Below are 25,354 nucleotides of genomic sequence, written 5' to 3'. Positions count from 1 at the left end.
TTTGCCCCCCATTTCAAGGGGTTATAGCCGATGTCTTTGTCTCATACGTCTTCGTCTCCCAATCCGCCTTCTGTGCCCACCGCCACCCTCGGCGTGCCGCGCATAGGCCCCCGCCGCGAGCTGAAGACGGCGCTCGAAGCCTTCTGGTCCGGCAAGATCGGGCAGGAAGCCCTGCTCGAAACCGCCGCCGGCCTGCGCGTCGCCAACTGGGCGCGCCAGCACGCGGCCGGCATCGCGCACATTCCGTCGAACGATTTTTCCCTTTACGACCAGGTTCTTGACACCGCCGTCGCCGTCGGCGCCATTCCCGCCGCCTATGGCTGGAAGGGCGGTCCGGTGTCGCTGGAAACCTACTTCGCGCTCGCCCGCGGCACCGAGGGCGACGTCGAAGCCTGCGCCGTTCACGGCCATGCGCATGGTTCGACATCCGGCTTGCCGGCTCTGGAAATGACGAAATGGTTCGACACCAACTACCACTATCTCGTCCCGGAGTTTTCGCGCGGCCAGGAGTTCGCGCTCGCCTCTACCAAGATCATCGACGAGTTTCGCGAGGCAGCGGCACTCGGATACCGCACGCGCCCGGTGCTGATCGGCCCGGTCACCTTCCTGAAGCTCGGCAAGAGCCGCGATGAAGCCTTTGATACGCTTTCGCTTTTGCCTGGCCTGCTGCCCGTCTACACGGAAATCCTGCGCCGCCTCGCCGCCCACGGCGCCGACTGGGTGCAGATCGACGAGCCAGTGCTCTCGCTCGATCTCGACGACGCGACCCGCGCCGCCATCGCCTCCGCCTATGGCATGTTCGCCCGCGCCGTGTCGGGCCTGAAGATCCAGCTCACCAGCTATTTCGGCGCGCTTGGGGACAACCGCGCGACGGCGCTGTCGCTGCCGGTCGCCGGCCTGCATCTCGATCTCGCCCGGGCGCCCGGGCAGCTCGATGCCTTGCTGGCGGAGGCGCCGGCGGGGCTGGTGCTGTCGCTCGGCGTGATCGATGGCCGTAACGTCTGGCGCGCCAACCTGCCGGCGATCCTCGACCGCATCGAGCCCGTCGCGGCAAGGCGGGGCACCGATCATCTCATCGTTTCGGCCTCCTGCTCGCTGCTGCACGTGCCGTACGACCTCACGCTTGAAACCGGCCTCGACGCGGAACTGAAGGGCTGGCTGGCTTTCGCCGCCCAGAAGCTCGACGAGTTGTCGATCCTGGGCCGTGCGCTGGCGCAGGGGCGCGATGCCGTGAAGGATGAGCTTGCCGCCTCCGCCGCTGCCGCGCGGACGCGCGCCGCGTCGGCGCGCATCCACAACCCGGCGGTCGCCACCCGCCTCGCAGCGGTGAAGCCGGAGGACACACGCCGCGCCCACCCGTTCAGCGAAAGGCGCGAGGCGCAGCGGGAGGCGCTCAATCTGCCGCGCTTCCCCACGACCACCATCGGCTCCTTCCCGCAGACGAGCGAGGTGCGCAAGGCGCGCGCCGCCCACACGCGCGGCGAACTGGACGGCGCGGGCTATGACGCCTTCCTGCGCAAGGAAACGGCGGCCACCGTCCGCTGGCAGGACGAGATCGGCCTCGACGTGCTCGTGCACGGCGAGTTCGAGCGCAACGACATGGTGCAGTATTTCGGCGAGCTGCTCGACGGCTACGCCTTCACCCGCAATGGCTGGGTGCAGAGCTACGGCTCGCGCTGCGTGCGTCCGCCCGTCATTTTCGGCGATGTCTCGCGCCCACAGCCGATGTCGGTGGAGTGGATCGCCTACGCCCAGTCGCTGACCGACAAGCCTGTGAAGGGCATGCTGACCGGCCCTGTCACCATGCTGCAATGGTCCTTCGTGCGCGACGACATCCTGCGTGCCGACGTCTGCCGCCAGATCGCGCTGGCGCTGCGCGACGAGGTGGCGGACCTGGAGGCCGCCGGAATCCGCGTTATCCAGATCGACGAGCCGGCGATTCGCGAGGGACTGCCGTTGCGCAAGGCGGACTGGAAGCATTACCTCGACTGGGCGGTGGAGAGCTTCCGGCTCACGTCGTCCGGCGTGCGGGACGAAACGCAGATCCATACGCACATGTGCTACTCGGAGTTCAACGACATCATCGACGCCATCGGGGCCATGGATGCCGACGTGATCTCCATCGAGACCTCGCGCTCGAAGATGGAACTGCTCGACGCCTTTATAACCTACCGCTATCCCAACGAAATCGGGCCGGGCGTCTATGACATCCACTCGCCGCGCGTGCCGTCCGTCGCGGAGATGGTGGAACTGCTGGAGAAGGCCTGCCAGCGTCTTGCCGCCGACCAGATCTGGGTCAACCCGGATTGCGGCCTGAAGACTCGCAAGTGGGAGGAGGTGCGCCCGGCGCTCGTCAACCTCGTCGCGGCCGCGCGCATCCTGCGCGAAGAAGCGGCGGGCTGATCAGCCGAACAGCGCCCTGGCGAGTCTCGATGCACCGGGGCCGCTGGCGGGCAGATCCTTGCCCGCCAACGCCTTCACGGCGCGGATGCCGAGGCTGCTGGTCAGCACGATCTCGTCCGCGTTCAGCAGATCGTCGACGGTCAGGGAGGCCTCACGCCCCCCGGTTTCCAGAATGCGCGCGCGCGTGATGCCGGGCAGCGCGCCTTCCGCCACCGGCGGCGTGAGCCAAACGCCGCCGATCAGCGCGAACACATTCGCGGCACTCGCTTCCGCGATCCGTCCCGCAGTATTCAGCAGCAGGGCGTCGTCCGCGCCGCAATCGCGCGCTTCGAGGCGGGCGATGATGTTGTCGAGGCAGTTGGTGCTCTTGATGCCGGCGACCGGCGAATGCTCGTTGCGGCGGGTGCGGCTGGCGACAATGACGTGTGCGGTAGCAGCCTGTGGCGATGCCGGGAAGGCCGTTATCAGCAACGTGGGATCGGGCGCATCGGGTGGCAGAAGCCCGCGCGGGCCGGAGCCGCGCGTGAAGGTGAGGCGCAGCGAGCCCGCCTGCAGTGCGTTGGCCGCGATGACGGCGGCGACGGCGGCCGCGACATCGACAGCGGGCAGCGGCAGGCCGATCACCGCCGCGCCGTGCGCCAAGCGCGCCAGATGGCGTTCGAGGTGAGCGGCTTCGCCGTTCGTGACGCGGATCGTCTCATAGAGGCCATCGCCGAGCAGAAAGCCCCTGTCCGTGACGGAGAGCGCGTGCCGGGTGCCGTCGAGCAACGATCCGTTCAGCCAGCCGATCACGATATCTCCCCGGTCAGTGCCTGCAGCAGCGGGCGCATCTTCAGCAATGCTTCCTCATACTCGCCTGCGGGAAGCGAATCGGCGACAATGCCGCCGCCCGCCTGTGCGATCAGTGTGTCCCGGTGGCGCACAAGCGTGCGGATGGCGATGCTGCTGTCCATGGCGCCATCGAAGCCGATATGGACGACGGAGCCGAAGCAGACGCCGCGCTGCCGCCGCTCCAGCTCCGCGATGATCTCCATGGCCCGGATTTTTGGTGCCCCCGTGATCGAACCGCCGGGAAAACATACGCGCAGCAGGTCCACCGCATCGCGCCCCGCATGCAGCCGCCCGGTGACGGCGGAAACGAGGTGATGCACGGAGGCAAAGGTTTCCAGCTCCATCAGCGCGGGCGCGGCAACGCTGCCCAGCTCGCAGATGCGGCCGAGATCGTTGCGCATGAGATCCACGATCATCAGGTTTTCGGCCCGGTCCTTGACGCTTGTCCGGAGCGCCGCCGCGAGTTCGGCGTCCCGGATGGGATCGGGATCCCGCCGCATGGTGCCCTTGATAGGCCGGGTTTCGACATGGCCCTCGCGGTCGAGCGCCAGAAAACGCTCCGGTGAGGCGGAAAGAACGCTCGTTTCCGGGCCGCAGCGGAGGAAGGCGGCGAAGGGCGCGGGGCTGATGGACCGCAGCCGCCGGTAGAGCATGAAATCGTCGAGGCCCGCCGGCCGGGAAGCAAGCCGGCGCTGGGTGAGGTTCGCCTGAAAGATGTCGCCGGCGTGGATGTAGTCGACGACCCGGGCGACCGCCCGTTCGGCGTCGGCGCGCGATTGCTCCTCCCGCCATGCGCCACGCACCGACCAGTCGAGGGGCGGGAGTGCCGCGCCCTGGGTGAGCCGCTGCAGGACATGCGCCTCGCGCGCCCGTGCCCGTGCCTCCCGCCGGGTAGGGTCGGTTTCCGGCTGGCCGGTACTGATGAGGAAGGCCCTGCGCGCGCTGTGATCGAACGCGATGACGCAGTCATAGAGCCCGATGACCATCTCCGGCACGGAAAAGGGATCGGCGGGCAGGGGCGGAAAGCGATCGGCGTGCCGGCCCATTTCATAGGCGAGATAGCCAACCGCGCCGCCGCGGAAAGGCACGGCCGGGTGAGCTTCGAAGCCGCCGCGCAGACGGGAGAGCGCCTGTTGCAGCACGGCGAACGGATCGCCGTCGACCTGCGCGCCGTCGACCTGCACGCCACGCTCATCGGCAGTGATGACCGAGAACGGCTCGACGGCGAGATAGGAAAAGCGGCTGCGCACATCACCAACGGCCGCGCTGTCGAGCAGCGCGGCCACGGGATCGTCGGCGAAGGGCTGGAACGTTGCCAGCGGGTCGCCAAAGGGAAGGGAGGTTATCCGCAAACCGGATCAATCCCAGCTCAGCGCGCCGCCGTTCTGATATTCGATGACGCGGGTCTCGAAGAAGTTCTTCTCCTTCTTGAGGTCCATCGCCTCCGACATCCACGGGAACGGATTTTCGGCCGGGGCGAACACCGGCGCGAGGCCGAGCTGGGCGCAGCGGCGGTTGGCGATGAAGTGCATGTACTGCTCGCACAGCCCGGCATTGAGGCCGAGGAAGCCGCGGGGCATGGTATCGCGGCCGTAGCCCGCCTCAAGTTCGGCGGCCTCCGCAAGCATATTGCGCACTTCCTTCTGGAATGCGTCAGTCCACAGATGCGGGTTTTCGGCCTTGATCTGGTTGATCACGTCGATACCGAAGTTCAGATGGATCGATTCGTCGCGCAGGATGTACTGGTACTGCTCGGCGACGCCGACCATCTTGTTGCGCCGTCCCAGCGACAGGATCTGAGCGAAACCGGTGTAAAACCACATGCCCTCGAACACCACGTAAAAGGCGACGAGATCGCGCAGGAACGCCTGATCCTTCTCCGGCGTGCCGGTGGTGAACTCCGGATCGTCGAGATGCTGGGTGTAGGAGAGCGCCCACGCCGCCTTGTCGGTGATGGAAGGCACCTCGCGGTACATGTTGAACAGCTCGCCTTCGTCGAGGCCGAGGCTTTCCACGATGTATTGGAAGGTGTGCGTGTGTACCGCCTCCTCGAACGCCTGACGCAGCAGGTATTGCCGGCATTCGGGGTTGGTCAGGTGGCGGTATATCGCCAGCACGATGTTGTTGGCGACAAGGCTTTCCGAGGCAGCGAAGAAGCCGAGGTTACGCTTGATCGCGTGGCGCTCGTCGGGGGTGAGCCCGTCGGGCGACTTCCACAGGGCGATGTCGGCCTGCATGGAAACCTCGGTCGGCATCCAGTGGTTGTTGCAGGCGGCGAGGTACTTCTCCCAGGCCCAGTGATACTTCAGCGGCAGGAGCTGGTTGACGTCTGCGCGGCAGTTGATCATCGCCTTGTCGTCGACGGTGACACGCGCCGCGTTGCGGTCGATGGCGCCAAGACCGGTGGCGTCAAGACCGGTGGCGTCCCCGCCGGCCGTATCCGCCGCGGGCGCGACGCCCGCGGCGAAACCGGCGGCAGCCGCCTTTTGCGCGATGGAGGACGGTTCGGACCAGTCGAGCATGTTCTTCTTCCTTATCTGCCGATGATTACTGGCAGGCTTCGCAATCGGGATCGTCGATCAGGCAAGCCTTGCCGGATGCCACGCTGTCAAGACGGATGTCGTTGGCGCCGGCGGGGGCCACGGCGTGCGTCACCGGCGCGGGCGAGGCTGCCGCAGGCGCGACAGCGACCGCGTTCAGCTTGCCGTCCGTTCCCTTGAGCGTCGATTTCTCGACATGCGTGGCGGAGGTCGACCGCAGGTAGTAGGTTGTCTTGAGGCCCTTGCGCCAGGCGAGGCGGTAAAGCTCGTCGAGCTTCTTGCCCGAGGGGTTGGCGATGTAGAGGTTCAGCGACTGGGCCTGGTCGATCCACTTCTGGCGGCGCGAGGCGGCCTCGACCAGCCAGGCCGAGTCGATCTCGAAGGCCGTGGCGTAGAGCGCCTTGAGATCGTCGGGGACGCGGTCGATCTGGCCGAGCGAGCCGTCGAAGTACTTGAGGTCGGATACCATCACCTCGTCCCACAGGCCGCGCGCCTTGAGATCGCGCACCAGCAGCGCGTTCACGACGGTGAAGTCGCCCGACATGTTCGATTTGACATAGAGGTTCTGGTAGGCGGGCTCGATCGATTGCGCCACGCCGCAGATGTTGGAGATGGTGGCGGTGGGCGCTATCGCCATGGTGTTGGAATTGCGCATGCCGACGCGCTTCACCTGCTCGCGCAGGCCGTCCCAGTCGAGGCTGGTGGAGCGGTCCATCTCAAGCGTGCCGTTGCGCGACTCGTCGAGAATGGCGATCGAATCGATCGGCAGGATGCCCTTCGACCACAGCGACCCCTCGAACGAGGCATAGCGCCCGCGCTCGGCGGCGAGATCGGAGGATGCCTTGATCGCGTGGAAGCTGATCGCCTCCATGCTCTTGTCGGCGAAGTTCACCGCTTCGTCGCTCTCATAAGGAATGCGCAGGAGCTGCAGCGCGTCCTGGAAACCCATCAGCCCGAGGCCGACAGGGCGGTGGCGCAGGTTGGAGTGGCGCGCTTCCGGGATGGTGTAGAAGTTGATGTCGATCACGTTGTCGAGCATGCGCATCGCCACCCGTGTGGTGCGCGCCAGATGCTCATGGTCGAGGCCGTTCTCGCCGATGTGGTTGACGAGGTTGATCGAGCCGAGATTGCAGACAGCCACTTCCGTCGCGGAGGTGTTGAGCGTGATCTCGGTGCAGAGATTGGACGAATGCACGACGCCGGCATGCTGCTGCGGCGAGCGCAGGTTGCACGGGTCCTTGAACGTGACCCACGGATGGCCGGTCTCGAACAGCATGGTCAGCATCTTGCGCCACAGGTCGAGCGCGCGCACCTTGCGGAACACCGCGATGTCGCCCCGCTCCGCCTTCGCCTCATAGTTCTCGTAGGCCGTCCTGAAGGCAGCGCCGTAGAGGTCGTGCAGGTCCGGCACCTCGTCGGGCGAGAACAGCGTCCACTGGCCGTCGCCGGCGACGCGCTCCATGAACAGGTCCGGAATCCAGTTCGACGTGTTCATGTCGTGCGTGCGGCGGCGGTCGTCGCCGGTGTTCTTGCGCAGGTCGAGGAATTCCTCGATGTCGACGTGCCACGTCTCCAGATAGGCGCAGACCGCGCCCTTGCGCTTGCCACCCTGGTTGACGGCAATCGCCGTGTCGTTCGCCACCTTCAGGAACGGGACGACGCCCTGCGACTTGCCGTTGGTGCCCTTGATGTGGGCGCCGAGGCCGCGCACCCTCGTCCAGTCATTGCCGAGGCCGCCCGAATATTTGGCGAGCAGCGCGTTGTCCTTGATCGCCTTGAAAATGCCTTCGAGATCGTCCGACACCGTGGTGAGGAAGCACGACGACAGTTGCGGACGCAGGGTGCCGGCGTTGAACAGCGTCGGTGTCGAGGCCATGAAGTCGAACGACGACAGCAGGTCGTAGAACTCGATGGCCTTCTCCTCGCGGTCGATTTCCCGCAGGGCCAGCCCCATGGCGACGCGCATGAAGAACGCCTGCGGCAGCTCGAAGCGCGTGCCGTGGTCGTGCAGGAAATAACGGTCGTAAAGCGTCTGCAGGCCCAGGAACTGGAACTGCCGGTCACGCTCCGGCTTCAGCGCCGCCGCAAGCCTCGCGAGGTCGAAGCGGGCCAGTTCCGGCTCGATCAGCTCGGCGGCGATGCCCTTGGCGATGAAGCCGGGGAAGTAGGGGGCGTAATGATCGCCGGTCGCGGCATCGGCCGCCTCGCGGGCGTTGCCGAGGACGTAGGTCAGCGCCTCGCGGCGCAGCTTGTCGAGCAGCAGGCGCGCGGAGACGAAAGCATAGTTCGGTTCGGTCTCGACGAGGGTGCGCGCCGCCATGATCTGCGCCAGCGCGAGTTCGTCGGAGGAAATGCCGTCGTAGAGGTTGCGCCGGGTTTCCGCGAGCACGGTCTCGGCCGAGGTGCCGTCGAGGCCGCCGCACGCATCGGCGATGACGCGCGCAAGCCGCCTGTCGTCGAGCGGCGAAAGGCTGCCGTCGCTGGAACGCACGTTGAGCGTGACCGTAGGCTCGCCGGCGAGCTTCGCCTTGGCTGCACGTTCCTTCGCCCGCTCTTCGCGATAGAGCACATAAGCACGCGCGACCTTGTGATGGCCGCCGCGCATCAGCGCCAGCTCCACCTGATCCTGGATATCCTCGATATGGATCGCGCGCTCGCCGTCGACACGGCGTGTGAGGGCGACGACGACCTGCTGCGTCAGCTCCTCCACGATCTCATGCACGCGCCGAGAGGCGGCGGCCTGATTCCCCTCGACCGCCAGGAACGCCTTGGTGACAGCCACCGCGATCTTGGAGGCATCGAACGGCGACAGCGAGCCATTGCGGCGGATGACGGAGAATGCCAGCGCCCCGCCAGTCCCTGCCTGCGCCGCATGCGGCGCGCCGGAGGGCAGGGTGGCAGGGACGGATTTCCACGCGGGGTTATCGGGTGACAGAGACATCGGCCTGTTCCTGCTTGAAGCTTCGGATCGCAATTCAGAAGTGATGACAGGCGGATGCCGCCAACCGGACGCCCGTCGCCGCTTTCCGGCACGGGCATCGATCAGCTTGGCCCCGATCCTGCCCGGGGATGAAACCTTGTTGTCGGGACGCTCAACGCTGGTCCGCACCGGCAGATAAAATCGCGCCGTAGACACAAGATATAGTGCCCCATTGACCCTGTTTCGTCAATAACTGGTATTGAGCGTGTGATCGTCTTATCCACTGCCGCGTCGGTAGCCGAGCGGTGCGATTCCGCTATGATCGCCGGGCTGCCGGCCGGCCCGGCAGGTGATATCCGACCTGATACCACGACGGTTCGGTGGAGTCTGTGGAGTTGCGGAAACGGGAGGGGGGCTGTGAATAGCGGGAGTCTTGTGGGAAAGCGGCGCATGGCGGTTGCGGGCGCGGCAGGGCGCCGCCTTCTGGCTGCCGTGCTGGCGGGCGTCGCCACTTTGTGTTGTGCGTCAGGCGCCGTTTCGCGCGAAGGCGCGCAGATGTGCAGGGAGGTCTCGTTCGCCGGCGTGGGGCACACGGTCTGCGAGATCGACCTGCGGCGCTACCGTATTGACCTTCACTGGGACGACTCCAAGGGCGCGCCCTACGGTTCGCTCGGTGCGCTGGAGCGGGAACTCGCGCGGCAGGGGAGGCGGGGCCTGATCACGATGAACGCCGGCATGTTCGAGGAGAATCTGTCGCCCGTGGGGCTTTTCGTCAGCGCGGGGCAGGTGCGCCACCCGGCCAACACCCGCCGTGGCACCGGCAACTTCTATATGAAGCCGAACGGCGTTTTCTTTGTCAGGGGCAGCAGGGCGGGCGTTGCGGAGACGCAGGCCTTCCTCAAGCGTGGAATCAGGCCGGATGTCGCCACGCAGTCCGGCCCGCTGCTCGTGACGGGTGGCCGCATTCATCCCCGGTTCAAATCGGACGGCGACTCGCGCAAGATTCGCAACGGCGTCGGCGTGCGCGCGGACGGCACGGTGGTGCTGGCGATTTCCCGGCAGGGAATCAGCTTCGGCCAGTTCGCCCGGCTCTTCCGCGACGAACTGCGTTGCCCCGATGCCCTCTATCTCGATGGTTCCGTCTCGCGCCTGTCAGTCGATGGCAGCGTCAGGGCCCCGTTATCATACGATCTGGGCGGCCTGACGGACAGGAGACTGGGGCCCATAATAAGTGTAGAGCCCAGATAACACTTGTTGCGCCGCCATCTTACTTATCGCTGCGCCGCACAATCCATAGTCAAGCGCAACTGCTGGTAATTATATTTTCAGGGACGACGTTAAGGTGGTCGCTATTGGGATGGCGCGCCATGCGATCAAATATTTATTTATTTTATTAAAATATATCAATATTTTATAAAAACTATTATTATATATAATATACATATTATTATATAATAGAAATATTTTTTGATATAAATTCAAATAAATAAAATAATTTAACCATAATTATCGGCTTAATATAATTGAGTTATACTTTCGTTTATTGCGAGATATTGCCATGATTTATTTTTTTAAGCTATGGTGATCTGGATTTTACGATTCAGGTGGCGGTGATGTACGTTGTTGTTGATCAGCGGCAGATCGTAACGGATGGCTATGTCGCGGGTTTCGATCGCGAAGGCTTGCCATCGCTTGGCTTTAACGCCGGGGACTTTCGCGAGTGGCTGTCCACGACTTCCGACCCCGATCTGGAGTGCGTCCAGGGCTTCCTGCTTGGTGATTTCGACGAGCGTGTATCGTGTGCCGATATGATCCGGACGCATTGCCGCGCGCCCATCATCGCGATGAACGAGACCCGTTCGCTTGAGCAGACGCTGCAACTGTTCAAGGGCGGCATCGACGATGTCGTCCGCAAACCCATCCACGTGCGGGAGATTCTGGCGCGTGTCGACGCGATCTGGAGGCGCATCAATGCGCGTGTCGACAGCGAGCTGGGCCGCATGGGCATTCAGGTTTTTTTCGACGGGCGCGATCCGGAGATCAACGGCGAAAAGTTCATCCTGCCGCGCCGCGAGCGCCATATCCTGGAGTATCTGGTGCGCAACCGCGGAAGGCGTGTCAGCAAGGCGCAGATATTCAACGCGATCTATGGAATTTTCAACGAGAACGTCGAGGAAAACGTCATCGAGGGACATATGAGCAAGTTGCGCAAGAAACTGCGCATACGTCTCGGCTATGACCCGATCGAGGCAAAGCGGTATCTCGGCTACACCTATATCGGTTGAGCGGCTTGATCGGGGTGCCGGGTTACCTGGGCCGTCTCGGTCGCGCTGCCTACCGCCGGGCCCCTCTTGCCGGAAAAGCAGGGGGCGACCCGCTTGCATCGGCTTTCCCTTGAAGGAGGCACAGGGCAGCATGCGCGGTGCATCGACCGGTCCCGCGCGAGCTAGCTGCCCGGAGGGCTACTCGGGAAATAGAACTTCGTCCGATGCGAATCCTTATATCTCTATGAAAAACATGCAGATTTTATCCGACGCCGCCGTGCGGGTCCGGAATTTCACATCTTCGGCCGATATTTTGCTTGCATTTTGGAATGAATCTAATTTATAGTGATTTCAATCAAGGCGGCGAAACCCTCCATCCGCTGCCTTCGGAACCTGTTTCAAAGAATGAGGAGAACGACGATGAATACGACTTCCTGCACGAACTGCGTCTTTTTCGACGACGCCACGAAGCAGGCGGCCGCCGCCTCCGCGACGGAAGCCGGCGTCTGCCGTTTCAACCCGCCCGCGCCCCAGGCCGGTTCGGAAGCCAAGTCGCTTTGGCCCGTCGTGACGGCTGAGGACTGGTGCGGTCACTTCACCGCGCAGCGCGCCGCCGCTCGCGCCGCATGACGACAGGCACGGCCATCCGCGTTTCTGTCGCATTCATGACTTGTGGTACGGGAGCAGCGAAATCTGCTCCCGTATTTGCTTGGTGACACCCGCATCCGCCTGTGCGATTTTCCTTGGCGAGCACTGCAAAAGGCGGTATCAGACAAATCTGCATCCTGCCGGTCGCGGGCGTAGTTCAGTGGTAGAACGACAGCTTCCCAAGCTGTATGTCGTGGGTTCGATTCCCATCGCCCGCTCCAGAAATCCCCGCTAACTCAGTCGGTTGGCGGGTTTCTTTTTGTCTGAATTCCTTGAGGGTCATTGCGCTGGCAGGGGTTTCGGGGCTCTCGACGTGACGCGAATCGGCGCGTCTCTTCTCGCCATGTCGGTGCGTCGTTGTCGCTCCTGTCCGTGACGGGTACCGTGGCCGGCTGGGAAGGCGGCACGGCATCGCCGAAACGGGGTGGAGGCTTTGCCGTGCCGCCTTATCGCATGAGGGAAAAGGGACCAGAACCCTCAAGTGATGCTCTGTCCATACTCCGGGATTTTTTCTGCATTATTTCTAAAATCTCTTTATACATGTATATAGCGCGTATCGGATATGCAAAGCAGCGCGGTTAGCCGTCTTTATTATCTAAATAGCGGCAGTAAAATCTCGCATATAAATATTTCTACATATCCGTTAGATTTTCTTGTCAATCGCAGCCGGGGCGGGGCTGGAAGCGCGGCATCATCTGTCGGTGGCGAACGCGATGTTCACAATCACGGCGTTCACCGGGTCGCCGGCTCGGCCTGTTTCGTTATCACCTTCACCAGAGCCGTCACGGGCTTGCCGTCCACGAGGATGGGCCGATGGCGGTCGTCGGCGAGCAGGATGCCGATCACGTGTTGGCCGGTTGCGTCCGGGCAATGGCCGAAACGTGCCTTGATGAGGTCACCGCCGAAGTCGCTGTTCATGCTGTTGTAGGGCCTGCCGGGAATGTTGCAGGTATCGCCGTCCGGGTCGATCTTCATGTGCACGTGGCCACATTGCCGGTTGTCACCGCACTGGCCGGCCGGGAGCAGCGCGAAGTTGCTTCTGACGACGACGCCAATCGCCTTTTCGGTGTCCTCTCCGAGCGTGACGACCGATCCGGCCGGGGGCCACACGATTTCGACGGCGGGCTTGTCCTGCGCTGCCGCAGGCAAGGGCGACAGCAGGGCAAGGGCGAGGCCGGCCGTTGCGATGATGCGGAACATGGATACCTCCATCGATAATGTAATCAACGATTATATAGGAAGTGTGCGAGCGCAAGGAAATAATCGGTGATTACATTTCCGCGCCGTGCTATGCGGAGGGATATGACCGAGACGACCGACGCCGGCGAGACCGGTGACCCCAAGCGCTACCATCATGGCAATCTGGTCGAGGCCCTGATTGCCGCGACCGTGGAGATCATTGCCGAACGCGGTGTCGAGCATGTGTCCGTGCGCGAGGCGGCGAAGCGGGCCGGGGTTTCACCGGGCGCTCCCTTCCGGCATTTCCGCTCGAAGGCGGCGCTTCTGACGGCGGTCGCCGAACAGGCCATGGACCGCCTGACGGCGGCTGTCGCCGAGGCACAGGCGGCTGCCGACGGAGCGGATCCGCTCGCGGCCGTCGAGGCGATCGGGCAGGGCTATCTGCAATGGGCGATTGCCAACCCTACCCATTTTCAGATCATCAGCTCCCGCAAACTGATCGATTTCGAGGCCTCCGACAGTCTCCGCAGCCAGAATGAGGCCATCCGGCAAAGAATGGCCGCGTTGCTGACCGAGGCCAAACGGCAAGGGCAGCTGGCGCCGGAGAGCGATGTCGACCTCCTGGTGCTCGCCCCGCGCGCGTTCGTTTACGGCCTCGCGCGCATGGCCATAGATGGTCACTTTCCGGAATGGCATCCCGCTGAGCCGCCCGCCCTCGCCGTGCGCAGGGCCCTGCGCCTTTTCATCAGCCGGATCGCCGGTCTGCCGCGCTCGTGACGGCGGGTGCATCGAATTCCACGTCCGCCACCGGCGCATCCGGCAATTCTCTGTCGAGGCTCGACCGGAACGCCACGCAGCCACGCATGAATTTCGGCCACGGCGGCACCGCCACCTCCGGTGCCGCCGGTTCCGGCAGCAGTCCCCAGAGCTGCGGATGATACCAGCACAGGTCATGGCCGGAACTGTCGCGATGCCGGCGAATGCCGTCACGAAGCCGCTTCACCTCCGCGATGAGGGCATCTCGGTCCATCCGCTCCAGATCCTTGTCCATTCTCGTCACCGTCCTGCTTGTACCCCGGGAGCCGCATCATGAGGCATGCCGCCGCATATCGCTATCGCGCCCGCTATTGACGAAGCGGCGTTTCATGCATAATCTACACTGGACGTCAGCTTGATAAAGGTGATCGTTTGTCGTCTCTCATGCAGATCGGCGAGCTTGCGCAGCGCGCCGGGGTCAGTCATCGCACCATTCACTACTACGAACGGCTCGGGCTGGTGAAACCGGCCGAGCGGGAGGGGGCGGGCTATCGCTACTATGACGGAACAGCCCTGAAGCGTCTGGAGAAGATTGCCACGCTGAAGCGGCTTGGCCTCAGCCTCGACGAAATCGCCGGTGTGATCGACCTCTATTTCGAGGATGCAACCGGCGTCAGGGGCAAGGAAAAGGTGCTGGACATCCTTCAGGCCCAGCTCGCCAAAGCCGATGCCCAGCTTGAAGAGTTGGCAGCGTTCAGGCGCGACCTTGCACGGAACATTGCCCGTATGGAACACCTGATCGCCGAAGCGAAACAGGCCGAGTGAGAGGCAAGGGGAGTGGCCGCCGCATCCCTCAAATCTAAAGCTAACGTCAATTTACGAAAGGGCACTGACGCATGACTTTTCGTGCCGTCGCATTGCTTGCGCTGCTCATGGCGGATGTCGCCCGCCGGCCTGTGCCGTCCACCGCAACATGAGGAAACCGGTCATGCCCCGCATAACGCCCGTTATCGCTATCGCCGTTCTGGGCCTGTTGGCCGCGACCGTTGCCACCGTTGCCCTTGCGCAGACGAAGAAAGGACCCGCCATGACCACTGCCGCTCCGGACGTATCTGCCGCCGTCATCCGCCAGCATCTTCCCGCCGGCTACCGCGAGGCCGGCCGCCGGGCCGCTGCTGTCGACGGCGAACACGCGGAACTCGTGCGCTATGAACGCGCGGACGGCCGCAACGCCTTTGCCGGCGGCGAGCATTTCAGCACGATCGTCGCCGCGGACGGCCGCCTGAAAGGCTTCGCCCGCATGGACCTCGACCTCATGGGCGGCGACCTGCCGTCGCGGGAGGAGGCGCGGGAGATTGCCATGGCTTTCCTGCGGCAGGCCGCGCCCGATCTGCTGCCCGGTCTTCAGCTCAGCTGGATCGAGCCGCACGACGAGCCTCTGCGCGTAACGCGCGACGGCCGCGCGGAGAATCTCACGCTGACCGGCATGAAGGTGAAGATGCGCAACACCGTCGACGGCCGCTGGTTCTGGGTGATCGTCGGCCCCGACCGCAAGGCGATGGTGTTCGAGCGCGATATCGTCTGGATTACCTTACCCGGCCATCGTCAGACGGAGAAGTGGCTGCATGACGGCTGGCTCGTCGAACAGGGCCACGCGGCGAAGCCGGCGGCAACGTGACGCCGGATGCGTGGGCAGCGGCGGATGCCGGGCGAGCCGCCGCCGTCCTACCAGTCGGTACCCGCGACGTAGGTGGCCGCGAGGCGTTCGAAGCCGATCCGCTCAGCCTCGCCGAAACGGCCTGGCACCGGGCTGTCGAGGTCGAGCACGCCCAGTACCCTGTCGCCGTGGAACAGCGGCACTACCAGCTCCGAACGTGAGTTGGCGTCACAGGCGATGTGGCCGGGGAAGGCGTGGACGTCGGCGACGACGATAGACTCCCGCCGCTCCACGGCCGTGCCGCAAACGCCCTTACCGACCTTGATGCGCACGCACGCGGGCCTGCCCTGGAACGGGCCGACCACGAGTTCGTCGTCAGCGCGCAGGAAGTAGAATCCGGCCCAGTTGAGATCGGGAACGAGCTGGAAGATCAGCGCGGAGGCGTTCGCCGCGTTGGCGATCGCGTCGCGCTCCCCCTCGATGAGTGCGCGCAATTGCCGGTCGAGATCGTCATGGAACGCACGCGGGTCGGCGACGGTGATCGTCTGGGCCTCGAACATTGGTTTTCCTCGAAAAAGGGCAGTGCGCCGGCACGCGGTGCTACCGCGTTATCGCCCGGCTTGTCCGGCGGCGCAACGGCCTGCGCCGCCGGCAAGATGTCAGAAAAAGCCGAGGCTCGGCAGCTTCGTGCCGCGCAGTTCATAGGCGCCCAGCGCCTGCGCCTTGTAGACCACGGGATTGTGCGACGCCAACGTGCGGGCATTGCGCCAGTGCCGGTCGATATTCTTGCGCAAAGTGGCGGCAGTCGCGCCACCGACCTCGAACGCGGCGTTGGCCGAGCGCAGAACGAACTCGTCGATGACGATCTTCGCCTTGGCGGCGGCGATGGAGGCCTCGTGAGCGAGGTCCGCCAGCGTCTCTTCATCCGCGCCGCCGTCCCGAGCATCGGCAAAAGCGTCCAGCGTGTCGCCCACGGCCAGAATGGCGAGTTCGGCCGCGAAGGCATCGCCGGAGATACGCCCGATGGTCTGCTGCAGCAGCGGATCATCGGCGGCGACGGAAGCGGGCGCATAATAGAAGTTGCGCGTGCGGCCGAGCAGCAGCGCTTTCGCATCCCGCAGCACGGCGCGCAGGATGCCGGCATTCACCGCAGTGACGACGGTCTGGGCGATGGTGCTGGAAAATGGCTGCACGAACGGGCGGGCGTCGCGGATGATTTCGTCGGCCTCCACCCGGACGTCATGGAAATTGGTGGTGCCGCTGCCGGTGACTTTCTGGCCGATGCCGTCCCAGTCGTCGATCCGCTCCACGCCTTCGCGGCTGGTCGGAATGATGATGGACACGTCCTCGTCGCCGGGGCCGGTGGCGCGCACCAGCGTCCATTCGGCATAGAGCGTGCCGGTGCTGTAGAACTTCGTTCCGTTCAAGCGGAAGCCGTCGCCGTCCGGGGTGAGGACGGTTTTGAGGTCGCCGCGCCCGCCGGTCTGCTTGCGGTCGAGTTCCGTCGTCGCGAGGCCGATGAGTTCGCCGCGCAGCACAGCCTTCCGCCACTCGGGATTGTAGCCTTCCTCCCGGCCCGTCAGAAAACGTTCGCTGACGAAGAGATGGTTGCGGAAGACATGCGCGACGCTCGAATCGGCCTCCGCCAGCCTCACCAGTGCGTCCAGCGTCTCGCGCCACGAAGCCCCCCGGCCTCCTTCCGCGGCGGGAAAACGGCTCGCGCCGAAACGGACCGCGCGGAGCTTTTCCAGAACGTCGAGAGGGTGAATCCGCTCGCTGTCGCGCTCGGAACTGGTCGCGGCGATCTCATCGAACACCGGTTGCAGGTCGGGCAGGACGTCAAGGGATTCTGCGGGGATGTGCTGGACTGCGGTCATGATGGGAGAGGCTCCGGTATCGTTCTGTCTGCGGGATAATGCTATAAATTCGATAAATTATATAAAAATTATATTGTGCGCAAGGAGCCGGCTGGCTAATGTTTTGCCTCGGGTCGATCAACCGCAGGGACACAGCCATGCCGACAGCCAGCAAACGGGAATTGCATCTTGGCCTGAACGTGCTCGCAGCCGGGATGCATCCGGCCGCCTGGCAGTTTCCGGGCACGGACCCGCTGGGCTACATCAAGCCGTCGCAGTGGCGCCACATCGCGGCGGTTGCCGAGAAGGGCACGCTCGATGCGATTTTTCTGGCCGACGGCACGAACGTTCCGCTCGGTCCCGACGGGCAGGTCGCCGGGCCGGTCAACTCCTTCGATCCCGTGGTGCTGCTGTCCGTGCTCGCGGGGCAGACGAGCCATGTCGGTCTCGTCGCGACCGTGTCCACCACGGTCGACAATCCTTTTGGTCTTGCCCGGCGCATCGCATCGCTCGACCATCTGAGCGGCGGGCGCGCGGCGTGGAACGTCGTCACGACCTGGGACGCGGCGACGACCGATAACTTCGGCGGCGAGCCGCACGCCGACCGCGAGCAGCGCTACGCGAAGGCGGTGGAATTCGTGGATGTCGTGCGTGCGCTCTGGGATAGCTGGGACGACGACGCCCTCGTCGCCGATCTGACGGCGGCACAGTTCACCCGCCCGCATTCGGTCCGTCCCGTGAACCATCGCGGCCGGTTCTTCAGCGTCAAGGGCCCGCTCAACCTGCCGCGTGCGCCGCAGGGCCAGCCGGTGCTGTTTCAGGCCGGGGGATCGCCCGGCGGGCTCGATCTCGCGGCCCGTCACGCCGACGCGGTTTTCGCGTCGCTGGGGTCGCTCGACCACGCGCTCGAATTCACGCGCGACCTGCGGCGGCGCACGGCTGCCTATGGGCGCCCGGCCGATGCGATCAGGGTGATGCCGGGTCTGTCCTTCATACTCGGCGGCACGGAAGCCGAAGCGCGGGAGAGGGCGCGCGTGCTCAACGATCTGGCGGGCGATCGTCGGTTGGCGACCTTCGCGCGCCAGCTCGGAGTCGACGCGGGTGAACTGGCGTGGGACAAGCCGCTGCCGCGCTCGCTGCTCGAAACGACCGAACTCTCGCCCCATTCGCAGGGCGCACGCGAGATCGCGCTCCGGCTGGCGCGCCGCGAGACGCTCACGGTCCGCGAACTTCTCGACCGGGTGCAATCCTGGCACCGGCTGGTCATCGGCAGCCCGGAACAGCTCGCGGATGCGATCGAGGAATGGTTCGCGGCGGGCGCCGTCGACGGTTTCAACCTCATGCCGGATGTCGAGCCCTCCGGCCTTGAGGACTTTGTCGAGCACGTCGTTCCCATCCTGCGCAACCGGGGGATATTCCGCCGCGAATATGCCGGCTCGACGCTGCGCGACCACCTCGGTCTCCAGCGTCCGTCCAGCCGCTTCGCGGAAAGTCGCGCCGCGGGGTAAGGCCCCGGCGCGGCAATGATTCCATCCGCTCAATGCCCGTGTCCGCCCGAGACGTCCGCCACGAGGGGTGCGCTGGCGATGTCGGCGATTTCGAGCCGCCATGTGTCGTCGTCGAGGACGTCGGAGGGCAGCACGCGCGTGCGTAGCCAGCCGTTGGCGTCGATATGGATCCGCGTGCCCGCCAACGCGCTTTCGTCGACGTCGCTGACGATGGCGAACGCGGTCCAGGAATCGGGCGAGGACGTGTAGCAAATATCCCCGGCAAGTTCCCCGATCGCGGGTTCGCGCTTCGAAAGCACGACGGTGGCCACGCCGATGTCCGGCGGCGGTTCTGGCAGGCGGGGAAGGCGGCCGTCCCCGCTCGCCACGATCTGCACGATGCGGCCCGACAGGTCCCGCAGCTGCCGCTTCCGCCCGTCGGCGCAGGTCAGCCCGAGCGCCGGCGCGGGGATCGGATAGCGCCAGCGCTCGCTGCCGTTCACGGCCGATCCCGCCACGCGCGCCCGGAAATAGTCGATCAGCAGCCAGCGCTCGCGCTCGCTCAGCCGTGCGATGGCGCCGTGCTCGAAGGGGCTGTGCCCGATCACGTCGAACACCCGCGTCAGCCACCCGAACAGGTCGCCGTCCGTGCGCGCCCACAGGTTGTAGGGCGTGAGATCGGAGGGGTCGTCGACGGGCCGGAAGCAGGCGGCGGTGCAATGACGGCGCAGCAATTCCTCGCCCCGGGCGATGGAGGCGGCCGTGAAGCGCGTTTCGGAGCGGTAGAAGCTCGTTTCCGTTGCGGGCCGGGCGAGGAGCCGCCAGTTGGGTGTCGGCAGCCAGGCGAATGTCAGGATAGCCGCGATCGGCCCCACAATCCGCAGCGGCCGCCAGAACAGCGATGCGACGCCCGCCGCCGCCACGCCGAGCAGCAGCAGGGCGCGCCAGATTTCCCGCCGCACGTGCGGCGCGGCGATATCCGTATAATCGGGCTGGAAGGCGAACGGCCATACCGGCTGGATATGCGCTCCCGGCGGCAGCGTGGCGAGCCACACGCCCAGCGCCACGACCGCCAGTCCGACGAAAGTCTCCGTGGCGACGCTGATGATGAGCGGGCGCGGGCCGGTTCCCGCGCCCGCCACCGACGGCGTGAGTACGAAGCGGTTGAGCGCCGCGAAGGCGAGCAGCAGCGCAAGGCCGGCGATCTTCCATTGCGCAACGATGCCGTAGGCAGTGCCGAACCACCCGCCGACATGGCCCACCAGTTCGACGGATTGCACGGCGGCCGTGCCCGTCAGCAGGATGACGGCGGCGAGGCCCAGCCACGAGAAGCGGCGCGCGGTGTGTGCGGCGACATCCGGCCACGCGGCGAGCGTCAGCGCCAGCGGCAGAAGCCCGCCGAGCCATGCACCGGCCGCGACGACGTGCAGCGCCACCGATGCAGGCAGCAGAAGCCCCTCGGTTGCCGCCGCGTGGCCGAGGTGCGCCTGCAGGCAGAGTGCCAGCCCGGCGATCAGTGTGCCCGCCGCCACGCGCCTGCGGCTGCCCAGCCCGCCTGCGACGAATGCCGCCGCGACGGCGAGCGCCGTGCGCAGGGCCAGTGCGCGCCCGAAGGAGGTGTCGAACGCCACGATGGCGACGAGATCGGCAAAGGAGCGCGAGGCATCGACCCGTCCGGTGCCCATCTCGGCTGCCTGAAGCGGCAGCCAGGCCAGCGCAGCCACGATCTTGACCGCGATCGTGATGCGCACGAGCCGCGCAATCCCCGCCCGCAGGACATCGCTCTTTCCGGGCGGGGAGAGCGGTTGTGCAATGACGACCCAGAACAACAGCGTGCCGAACAGGGCGATAGATGCCGCAAGATCGACGCCGCGCGCCAGCCGCAGCGCCACCAGCGCCGGCCCCCAGTCCACTCCCGCGACACCGGCCCACATTATTGGCGCTTGACCTGGAAAGTGTAGCTGCCGCTCACTTTATGGTTGTAGATGCAGATAACCGACCAGGACACCGTATAGGTGCCGGGGGCGAGCGGCCCGAGGTTGACGCCGAGCTTCGTCGCATCGCCGCCGAAGGTTGCCGTGTCGTTGGCGTCGACCGCCGCGCCGGTACTGTCGGTCACGGTGATGCGTGACAGATCGGGCTGCACCTTGTCCGAAAAGGTCAGCACGACCTCGCCGGGCGCCGGCGCCACGGCTTCGTTGGCGACGGGCGCGGTGGCGACGGTGCGGACATGGGCGAGGGCCGGCGGGGAGAAGGTCAGCGCCGAGGCGAGGCTGAACGTCATCGGACCGACCCAGCGCGCGATCCGGGAGGAGGGAGTCCGTGTGAATATCGTCATGGTAACGATCTCAGGGCTTGATGGTGAAGCGGAACGATCCGTCCGTGCCGTGCGTGTCGACTGACGTCACGGACCATTTCACCGAATAGATGCCCGGCGCGAGGTCTCCGACGCTCACGGAAATCGTGCGCGGGTCGTCCTTCGAGACGCGCGTGTCGCCGCGATCCACCTGCTTGCCCGAAGCGTCCCGCACCTCGATGCGAGAAAGGCCGGCCTCTAGCTTTTCGGTGAGGGTGACGGTCACTTCCTTCGGCGAGATACGCACGGCGGAGTCCACCGCTGGAGAGGAGGCTTCGAGATGCGCATGCGCGAACGCCGTGCCGACGACGGCCGCGAACAGCGCGCTGGACAGCGCGACGGCGCGGAACCCGGCGGCAAGGTGCGCGGCGGCCCCGATGCGGGACGGGAGCCGGTTTCCGAAAGAATTCACCATTGAACTTCGCCTTTCTGCCAGATCAGCAACCTGTCCCGGAAGCGGAACAGCAACGTCGTGAGGGAGGAGAACAATACGGCCATCACCAGCAGACCGCCGAACAGATGACCGTAGGCCGCCCAGCCTTGCGCCCAGTCCAGATAGTAGCCGAGGCCCGACTTGACGCCGACCATCTCCGCCGCGACAAGCACCGAGATCGCGCTGCCGAGCCCCATGAACAGGCCGACGAAGACATGCGGCAGCGAGCCCGGAATGGCGATCTTCAGCAGCAGGAAGCGCTGCCGGGCGCCGAGCGTGCGTGCGACGTCGTAGTAGCTGCTGTCGACACTGGCGACGCCCGACCAGGTGAGCACCGAGACCGGGAACCACGTTGCCAGCGCAACGAGAAAGACGCTGGCGCTAAAGCTTGTCGGAAACAGGAACAGGGCAATCGGAATGAGGGAGGTGGCCGGAATGGGGCCGATGAGGCGCAGGACAGGATTCGTCCAGTAGCCCACCTTCCGCGTCCAGCCCGTCGCGAGCCCTGTCACGAATCCGGCTGCGGCACCGGCGGCAATGCCCGTGGACAGCAGCACGAGGGAGGCGGCCACGCTGTCTGCCAGACGTTTCCAGTCTGTGACGTAAGCGTCTATCACCCCCTGCGGCGGCGGAATGTAGGGCTGCGGCCAGAGGCCGATCTTCGCCGAGGCGATCTGCCAGATCGACAGCAGGACGGCGAGCCCGGCCAGGCGCGCGGCGTTGGTGCCGAACCAGCGCCCGACCTTGCCAAGCCGCGCATGCAACGCATAGCCCACAACCAGCAGCAGCGCCACGATCCACTGCGCGACCGCGAGGTCGGACGTGCGTGCGAATTCCTGAATGTTCGGCCAGAAGAGCGTCACGACGCCCGCGGCCGCCCATGCGCCGGCGGCGACGAGCAGAGTGCGCGGCGGGCGCAGCGCGGTGTCGTCGCCGTGCCCCGAAATGTCGAGGGAACCGATCGGCGTTCCTGAAAGTGCCGTATGATCGCTCACGTTCTCACCTGTAGTACCGTGGCGCGGGCGACCGCGCCGTTTCAAACGTCCCGGCGGCGGCAGGCCGCCGGAACCAGGCCCGATTCCGTCAGCTCAGCACGTCGGCCGTGATGCGCCGCACGAACGCCTGCGGGTCCGTGCGGCGACGGACGATGCCGACCGTCTTGAGTTCGGTCGCGTAGGTTTCTAGCTGCGCGCGGAATGTGTCTCCCACCGGCAGGTTGACGGAGTGATTGTGGCTGCGGATGATCTCCGCGAGCGTATTGCGGTCGACGGGCGAGTAATTCGTGAACAGGTCGGCCGCCTCGTCGGGGTTTTCGTGCGTCCACTGCGCGGCCTCCAGCAGCGCGCGCGTCACCGCCGCCGCATCGCCGCGCCGTGCCTCGACGAACTCCTTGCTGATGCCGATGGCGCAGCAGGCGAGGTTCGCATATTGGCCGGTGTGCAGGCCGCCGATTTCTTTCAGGGTGCCGTTGCTGTTCTTGAGCACCAAATAGATGCCCGGATCGGCGTCGATGGCCGCCTGAATCTCGCCCTTCTTGATGGCCTCGCCGAGCAGGTCGACGGGATAGACCTTCCACTCGACTTCCGTCTGCGGGTCGATGCCGGCCTTGTAGAGCTGCACTGACAGGAACTGCTTGCCGGGGCTGTCGATGGAGCGCACACCGATTGCCCTGCCCTTCAGGGAGGCGTAGTCGGTCTCCTCCGAGCCAGAGCGCGCCAGCAGGCGAATGCAGCCGCCGTGCACCGAGCCGGTGAACTGCACGTTGACGCCCTGTTCCAGCGGCTTGATGTACTGGAGGATGAAGTTGACGAAGACATCGAGCTTGCCGGACGACACGGCCTCGATGCCGGATGCGAAGTTCGAACCGAAGTTGACGAACTCGACGTTCGCGCCATGCTTCGTGAAGAAGCCCTTGTCACGGGCCACCGGGATCGAGATGAGGCAGATGCCGGTGCCGGTCCAGCCGAGCCTGATCGGCTCCGACGACTGGGCGAAGGACGGGACGGGCAGCAGGCCGCCCACGAACGGGGCACCCGCGGCCAGTGCCGTCGCGCCGAGAACGGCGCGGCGCGACAGCAACGGCGACTTGCTTGAGGAAGCGGACATTTTGGCAATCTCCTGTCGATGGATACGTTTGTTCGTTCACCTTAAATCCGGCGGAAGTCTCACCAGCTCGCGGCAAGCCCCAGCAGCGCGAGGCTCTCGCGGCGCAGTTCGGCGAGGCGAGGGTCGCCGCGATGGCGCGGATAGGGCAGGTCGACCCTGAAATCGGCCTTGATGCGGGCCGGGCGCTCGCTGAAAATCACCACGCGGGTGGCGAGGAACAGCGCTTCCTCCACGTCGTGCGTGACGAGGATCGAGGTGAAACCCTTGGAGCGCCAAAGCGACACGATTTCCGACTGCATGGTGAGACGTGTCAGCGAGTCGAGCTTGCCGAGGGGCTCGTCGAGGATGAGGATCTCGGGGTCGTTGACCAGCGCGCGCGCGAGCGCCACCCTCTGCGCCATGCCGCCGGAAAGCTGGTGCGGATAGGCTTTGGCGAACTGCGACAGACCGACGAGATCGATCGTCGCATCGACGCGCTCCCGCTGCTGCTTCAGGGAGCCCTGCGCCTCCGGGCCGAGCGCGACATTGTTCCACACGGTGCGCCACGGAAACAGCGTCGGATCCTGGAACACCACGACGCGGGACGGATGCGGCCCGGTGATCGGCTGGCCGTTTTCCCGCAGCTGCCCGGCGCGTGGCGGCTCCAATCCGGCAATGAGGCGCAGCAGGGTCGACTTGCCGCAGCCCGACGGCCCAAGCAGGGCGACGAATTCGCCGGGCTCCACGTTCAGGCTCACGGAATCCAGCACCCGCAGCACCGACCCGTCGAGATCGAAGGCATGGCTGACGTTTTCGATATCGAGAGACGCGCCCGCCGAGGCGGCCGGTTGCTCGGGCCGCAATTCAACCGCTACCATTTCACAAGACCCTTCTGCCAGGAAAGAAGACGGTCGCGGATGCGGAACAGCAGCGTGATCGAGCCGGAGCAGAGCAGCGCCAACAGGATCAGCGCCGCGTAGACGTTGGCATATGACGCCCACCCCTGCGACCACTGGATGTAGAAACCGATCCCGGCCTTGACGCCGACAAGTTCGGCGACCATCAGCGCGGAAAACGCGGCGCCGAGCGCCATGAACAGGCCGATGAACACATTCGGCAGCGCCGCCGGGATCGCGACCTTGAAGATGAGGCCGAGCGGCTTCACGCCCAGCGTGCGTGCCACGTCGTAATAGGCGGTGTTGACGTTCGCGACGCCCGACCACGTGAGTACCGCCACCGGAAAGCCGGCCGCGAGCGCGATCAGGAAGATGCTGGCGCTCCAGCTCGACGGAAAGGCGAAGAACACGATCGGCAGCAGAGACGTCGCCGGCAGCGGCCCGATGAAACGCAACACCGGATGAACCCAGTAACCCGCCTTGTGGGACCAGCCGATGGACACGCCGACGAGAAAGCCTGCGATGGTGCCGATCACGAAGCCCACCGCGAGCAGCCGGAACGAGGCGAGGAAGTGCGATGCCAGCTCCTCGTATTCGAAGGTATAAACCTCCAGAATGCCCTGCGGCGGCGGGAAGAAGGGCTGCGGCAGCCAGCCGAGCTTGGCGGCGGCAAGCTGCCACAGCGTCAGCACGAGACCCAGTGCGATCAGCCACGGGCCGGCCCGTGTGACCCACGCGGCACCGCGCGGAAACCACCGGCCCGTCAGCCCGAGAACAATGAACGACAGCCCGAACACGCCGACGCCGATCGCGTAGTTCTGTGTCTCCAGCCAGTCGCCAAGATCGTCGAACGCAGCGGCCGCGACCGCCGCAAGCAGCCACGCCAGACCGGCGGCGATGCCTGTCAACGCCTCCGTCCGACCCGTCGCCACCGATAGGTCGGTATCGCCGGGATGCAACGCTGTCACATCGCTCATGATGTCTCCGTCATTCGTTCAGGGGCATTTCTCGCCGTCGACGCAAGGGCAAATGGCCGAGGCGGC

The 25,354-nt window shown here is 65.3% G+C and carries 23 protein-coding genes and 1 tRNA gene; 9 read left to right on the top strand and 15 right to left on the bottom strand.

What is annotated here, in order from left to right; translation table 11 throughout:
- Positions 1-30: 30 nt before the first annotated feature.
- Positions 31-2,403, top strand: a complete 2,373-nt coding sequence (gene metE / locus ACFFJ7_RS19680) for a 5-methyltetrahydropteroyltriglutamate--homocysteine S-methyltransferase (protein WP_377594696.1) — start codon at positions 31-33, stop codon at positions 2,401-2,403.
- On the opposite strand, the gene ACFFJ7_RS19675 is transcribed toward metE, so the two are convergent.
- The 4 genes from ACFFJ7_RS19675 to ACFFJ7_RS19660 are packed head-to-tail and all read right to left on the bottom strand — an operon-like array spanning position 2,404 to position 8,715.
- Positions 2,404-3,195: an aminotransferase class IV gene (locus ACFFJ7_RS19675; protein WP_377594694.1), complete on the bottom strand. Its 792-nt coding sequence runs from the start codon at positions 3,193-3,195 to the stop codon at positions 2,404-2,406.
- Positions 3,192-4,586, bottom strand: coding sequence for an anthranilate synthase component I family protein (locus ACFFJ7_RS19670; RefSeq protein ID WP_377594692.1), 1,395 nt, complete (start codon positions 4,584-4,586; stop codon positions 3,192-3,194). The genes ACFFJ7_RS19675 and ACFFJ7_RS19670 overlap by 4 nt, the downstream gene beginning before the upstream one ends.
- Positions 4,587-4,592: 6 nt before the next feature.
- A complete protein-coding gene (locus tag ACFFJ7_RS19665) occupies positions 4,593-5,756 on the bottom strand; it encodes a ribonucleotide-diphosphate reductase subunit beta (protein WP_377594690.1) in 1,164 nt (387 codons plus the stop codon).
- Between the two features lie 25 nt (positions 5,757-5,781).
- Positions 5,782-8,715, bottom strand: coding sequence for a ribonucleoside-diphosphate reductase subunit alpha (locus ACFFJ7_RS19660; RefSeq protein WP_166955168.1), 2,934 nt, complete (start codon positions 8,713-8,715; stop codon positions 5,782-5,784).
- A 429-nt stretch (positions 8,716-9,144) separates the two neighbouring features.
- Between ACFFJ7_RS19660 and ACFFJ7_RS19655 the strand changes: the two genes are divergently transcribed.
- The 4 genes from ACFFJ7_RS19655 (at position 9,145) to ACFFJ7_RS19640 (ending at position 11,827) form a co-directional block, all read left to right on the top strand.
- Positions 9,145-9,942 (top strand): phosphodiester glycosidase family protein, encoded by a 798-nt coding sequence (locus ACFFJ7_RS19655; RefSeq protein ID WP_377594687.1) that lies wholly within the window; start codon positions 9,145-9,147, stop codon positions 9,940-9,942.
- A 365-nt stretch (positions 9,943-10,307) separates the two neighbouring features.
- Positions 10,308-10,979, top strand: a complete 672-nt coding sequence (locus ACFFJ7_RS19650) for a response regulator transcription factor (RefSeq protein ID WP_166955172.1) — start codon at positions 10,308-10,310, stop codon at positions 10,977-10,979.
- Between the two features lie 399 nt (positions 10,980-11,378).
- Positions 11,379-11,588 (top strand): hypothetical protein, encoded by a 210-nt coding sequence (locus ACFFJ7_RS19645; RefSeq protein ID WP_166955174.1) that lies wholly within the window; start codon positions 11,379-11,381, stop codon positions 11,586-11,588.
- Between the two features lie 164 nt (positions 11,589-11,752).
- Positions 11,753-11,827: transfer RNA gene (locus ACFFJ7_RS19640), tRNA-Gly, on the top strand.
- 511 nt (positions 11,828-12,338) lie between these two features.
- Here ACFFJ7_RS19640 and ACFFJ7_RS19635 read toward each other — a convergent pair.
- Positions 12,339-12,806, bottom strand: a complete 468-nt coding sequence (locus ACFFJ7_RS19635; RefSeq protein ID WP_377594684.1) for a hypothetical protein — start codon at positions 12,804-12,806, stop codon at positions 12,339-12,341.
- Between the two features lie 102 nt (positions 12,807-12,908).
- Here ACFFJ7_RS19635 and ACFFJ7_RS19630 point away from each other — a divergent pair, with 102 nt between their 5' ends.
- Positions 12,909-13,562, top strand: a complete 654-nt coding sequence (locus tag ACFFJ7_RS19630; protein ID WP_377594682.1) for a TetR/AcrR family transcriptional regulator — start codon at positions 12,909-12,911, stop codon at positions 13,560-13,562.
- Here ACFFJ7_RS19630 and ACFFJ7_RS19625 read toward each other — a convergent pair.
- Positions 13,531-13,836 carry a hypothetical protein gene (locus ACFFJ7_RS19625; RefSeq protein ID WP_166955180.1) on the bottom strand — a complete coding sequence of 102 codons (306 nt, stop codon included), beginning with the start codon at positions 13,834-13,836 and terminating at the stop codon, positions 13,531-13,533. The genes ACFFJ7_RS19630 and ACFFJ7_RS19625 overlap by 32 nt on opposite strands.
- A 137-nt stretch (positions 13,837-13,973) precedes the next feature.
- Here ACFFJ7_RS19625 and ACFFJ7_RS19620 point away from each other — a divergent pair, with 137 nt between their 5' ends.
- Positions 13,974-14,366 (top strand): MerR family transcriptional regulator, encoded by a 393-nt coding sequence (locus ACFFJ7_RS19620; RefSeq protein WP_208394307.1) that lies wholly within the window; start codon positions 13,974-13,976, stop codon positions 14,364-14,366.
- A gap of 163 nt (positions 14,367-14,529) precedes the next feature.
- Entirely contained in the window at positions 14,530-15,219 is a 690-nt protein-coding gene (locus tag ACFFJ7_RS19615) for a hypothetical protein (protein WP_166955182.1), read from the top strand.
- A gap of 47 nt (positions 15,220-15,266) precedes the next feature.
- On the opposite strand, the gene msrC is transcribed toward ACFFJ7_RS19615, so the two are convergent.
- Together msrC and ACFFJ7_RS19605 are read right to left on the bottom strand one after the other, a co-directional pair.
- Positions 15,267-15,758 carry a free L-methionine (R)-S-oxide reductase MsrC gene (gene msrC / locus ACFFJ7_RS19610; protein ID WP_166955184.1) on the bottom strand — a complete coding sequence of 164 codons (492 nt, stop codon included), beginning with the start codon at positions 15,756-15,758 and terminating at the stop codon, positions 15,267-15,269.
- A 99-nt stretch (positions 15,759-15,857) separates the two neighbouring features.
- A complete protein-coding gene (locus ACFFJ7_RS19605) occupies positions 15,858-17,075 on the bottom strand; it encodes an acyl-CoA dehydrogenase family protein (protein ID WP_377594679.1) in 1,218 nt (405 codons plus the stop codon).
- A gap of 137 nt (positions 17,076-17,212) precedes the next feature.
- On the opposite strand from ACFFJ7_RS19605, the gene ACFFJ7_RS19600 reads away from it, so the two are divergent.
- Positions 17,213-18,562: an LLM class flavin-dependent oxidoreductase gene (locus ACFFJ7_RS19600; protein ID WP_377594677.1), complete on the top strand. Its 1,350-nt coding sequence runs from the start codon at positions 17,213-17,215 to the stop codon at positions 18,560-18,562.
- Between the two features lie 29 nt (positions 18,563-18,591).
- Here the strand turns inward: ACFFJ7_RS19600 and ACFFJ7_RS19595 are convergent, their stop codons facing one another.
- The 7 genes from ACFFJ7_RS19595 to ACFFJ7_RS19565 all read right to left on the bottom strand — a co-directional run bounded on the left by ACFFJ7_RS19595 (position 18,592) and on the right by ACFFJ7_RS19565 (position 25,288).
- Entirely contained in the window at positions 18,592-20,475 is a 1,884-nt protein-coding gene (locus tag ACFFJ7_RS19595) for a CopD family protein (protein ID WP_377594675.1), read from the bottom strand.
- The gene (locus tag ACFFJ7_RS19590) at positions 20,475-20,879 is read right to left on the bottom strand and encodes a copper resistance CopC family protein (RefSeq protein ID WP_377594672.1); all 405 of its coding nucleotides are present in this window, start codon (positions 20,877-20,879) and stop codon (positions 20,475-20,477) included. Before ACFFJ7_RS19590 ends, ACFFJ7_RS19595 begins: the two co-directional genes overlap by 1 nt.
- Positions 20,880-20,889: 10 nt before the next feature.
- Positions 20,890-21,312 (bottom strand): copper resistance CopC family protein, encoded by a 423-nt coding sequence (locus ACFFJ7_RS19585; RefSeq protein WP_166955194.1) that lies wholly within the window; start codon positions 21,310-21,312, stop codon positions 20,890-20,892.
- Positions 21,306-22,325, bottom strand: a complete 1,020-nt coding sequence (locus ACFFJ7_RS19580) for an ABC transporter permease (RefSeq protein WP_377594670.1) — start codon at positions 22,323-22,325, stop codon at positions 21,306-21,308. The genes ACFFJ7_RS19585 and ACFFJ7_RS19580 overlap by 7 nt, the downstream gene beginning before the upstream one ends.
- A gap of 88 nt (positions 22,326-22,413) precedes the next feature.
- Positions 22,414-23,436 (bottom strand): ABC transporter substrate-binding protein, encoded by a 1,023-nt coding sequence (locus ACFFJ7_RS19575; protein WP_166955198.1) that lies wholly within the window; start codon positions 23,434-23,436, stop codon positions 22,414-22,416.
- A gap of 59 nt (positions 23,437-23,495) precedes the next feature.
- The gene (locus ACFFJ7_RS19570; protein ID WP_166955200.1) at positions 23,496-24,293 is read right to left on the bottom strand and encodes an ABC transporter ATP-binding protein; all 798 of its coding nucleotides are present in this window, start codon (positions 24,291-24,293) and stop codon (positions 23,496-23,498) included.
- Complete coding sequence (locus ACFFJ7_RS19565) at positions 24,287-25,288, bottom strand: ABC transporter permease (protein WP_377594666.1); 1,002 nt, start codon at positions 25,286-25,288, stop codon at positions 24,287-24,289. Before ACFFJ7_RS19565 ends, ACFFJ7_RS19570 begins: the two co-directional genes overlap by 7 nt.
- Between the last annotated feature and the right edge of the window lie 66 nt (positions 25,289-25,354).

It is taken from the genome of Pseudochelatococcus lubricantis, assembly GCF_042432495.1.
GTDB lineage: Bacteria > Pseudomonadota > Alphaproteobacteria > Rhizobiales > Beijerinckiaceae > Pseudochelatococcus > Pseudochelatococcus lubricantis.
The sequence above is the reverse complement of the archived record's forward strand: the minus strand, read 5'-3'. Positions and strand labels throughout refer to the sequence as shown.

Excerpts from the sequence above, each read along its gene's own strand:
- ACFFJ7_RS19595 (WP_377594675.1), bottom strand. The coding sequence starts at position 20,475 with ATGTGGGCCGGTGTCGCGGGAGTGGACTGGGGGCCGGCGCTGGTGGCG.
- ACFFJ7_RS19645 (WP_166955174.1), top strand. The coding sequence starts at position 11,379 with ATGAATACGACTTCCTGCACGAACTGCGTCTTTTTCGACGACGCCACG.
- ACFFJ7_RS19590 (WP_377594672.1), bottom strand. The coding sequence starts at position 20,879 with ATGACGATATTCACACGGACTCCCTCCTCCCGGATCGCGCGCTGGGTC.
- ACFFJ7_RS19635 (WP_377594684.1), bottom strand. The coding sequence starts at position 12,806 with ATGTTCCGCATCATCGCAACGGCCGGCCTCGCCCTTGCCCTGCTGTCG.
- msrC (WP_166955184.1), bottom strand. The coding sequence starts at position 15,758 with ATGTTCGAGGCCCAGACGATCACCGTCGCCGACCCGCGTGCGTTCCAT.
- ACFFJ7_RS19625 (WP_166955180.1), bottom strand. The coding sequence starts at position 13,836 with ATGGACAAGGATCTGGAGCGGATGGACCGAGATGCCCTCATCGCGGAG.
- ACFFJ7_RS19575 (WP_166955198.1), bottom strand. The coding sequence starts at position 23,436 with ATGTCCGCTTCCTCAAGCAAGTCGCCGTTGCTGTCGCGCCGCGCCGTT.
- ACFFJ7_RS19570 (WP_166955200.1), bottom strand. The coding sequence starts at position 24,293 with ATGGTAGCGGTTGAATTGCGGCCCGAGCAACCGGCCGCCTCGGCGGGC.
- ACFFJ7_RS19600 (WP_377594677.1), top strand. The coding sequence starts at position 17,213 with ATGCCGACAGCCAGCAAACGGGAATTGCATCTTGGCCTGAACGTGCTC.
- ACFFJ7_RS19565 (WP_377594666.1), bottom strand. The coding sequence starts at position 25,288 with ATGAGCGATGTGACAGCGTTGCATCCCGGCGATACCGACCTATCGGTG.
- ACFFJ7_RS19615 (WP_166955182.1), top strand. The coding sequence starts at position 14,530 with ATGCCCCGCATAACGCCCGTTATCGCTATCGCCGTTCTGGGCCTGTTG.
- ACFFJ7_RS19605 (WP_377594679.1), bottom strand. The coding sequence starts at position 17,075 with ATGACCGCAGTCCAGCACATCCCCGCAGAATCCCTTGACGTCCTGCCC.
- ACFFJ7_RS19630 (WP_377594682.1), top strand. The coding sequence starts at position 12,909 with ATGACCGAGACGACCGACGCCGGCGAGACCGGTGACCCCAAGCGCTAC.
- ACFFJ7_RS19585 (WP_166955194.1), bottom strand. The coding sequence starts at position 21,312 with ATGGTGAATTCTTTCGGAAACCGGCTCCCGTCCCGCATCGGGGCCGCC.
- metE (WP_377594696.1), top strand. The coding sequence starts at position 31 with ATGTCTTTGTCTCATACGTCTTCGTCTCCCAATCCGCCTTCTGTGCCC.
- ACFFJ7_RS19665 (WP_377594690.1), bottom strand. The coding sequence starts at position 5,756 with ATGCTCGACTGGTCCGAACCGTCCTCCATCGCGCAAAAGGCGGCTGCC.
- ACFFJ7_RS19655 (WP_377594687.1), top strand. The coding sequence starts at position 9,145 with ATGGCGGTTGCGGGCGCGGCAGGGCGCCGCCTTCTGGCTGCCGTGCTG.
- ACFFJ7_RS19650 (WP_166955172.1), top strand. The coding sequence starts at position 10,308 with ATGTACGTTGTTGTTGATCAGCGGCAGATCGTAACGGATGGCTATGTC.
- ACFFJ7_RS19660 (WP_166955168.1), bottom strand. The coding sequence starts at position 8,715 with ATGTCTCTGTCACCCGATAACCCCGCGTGGAAATCCGTCCCTGCCACC.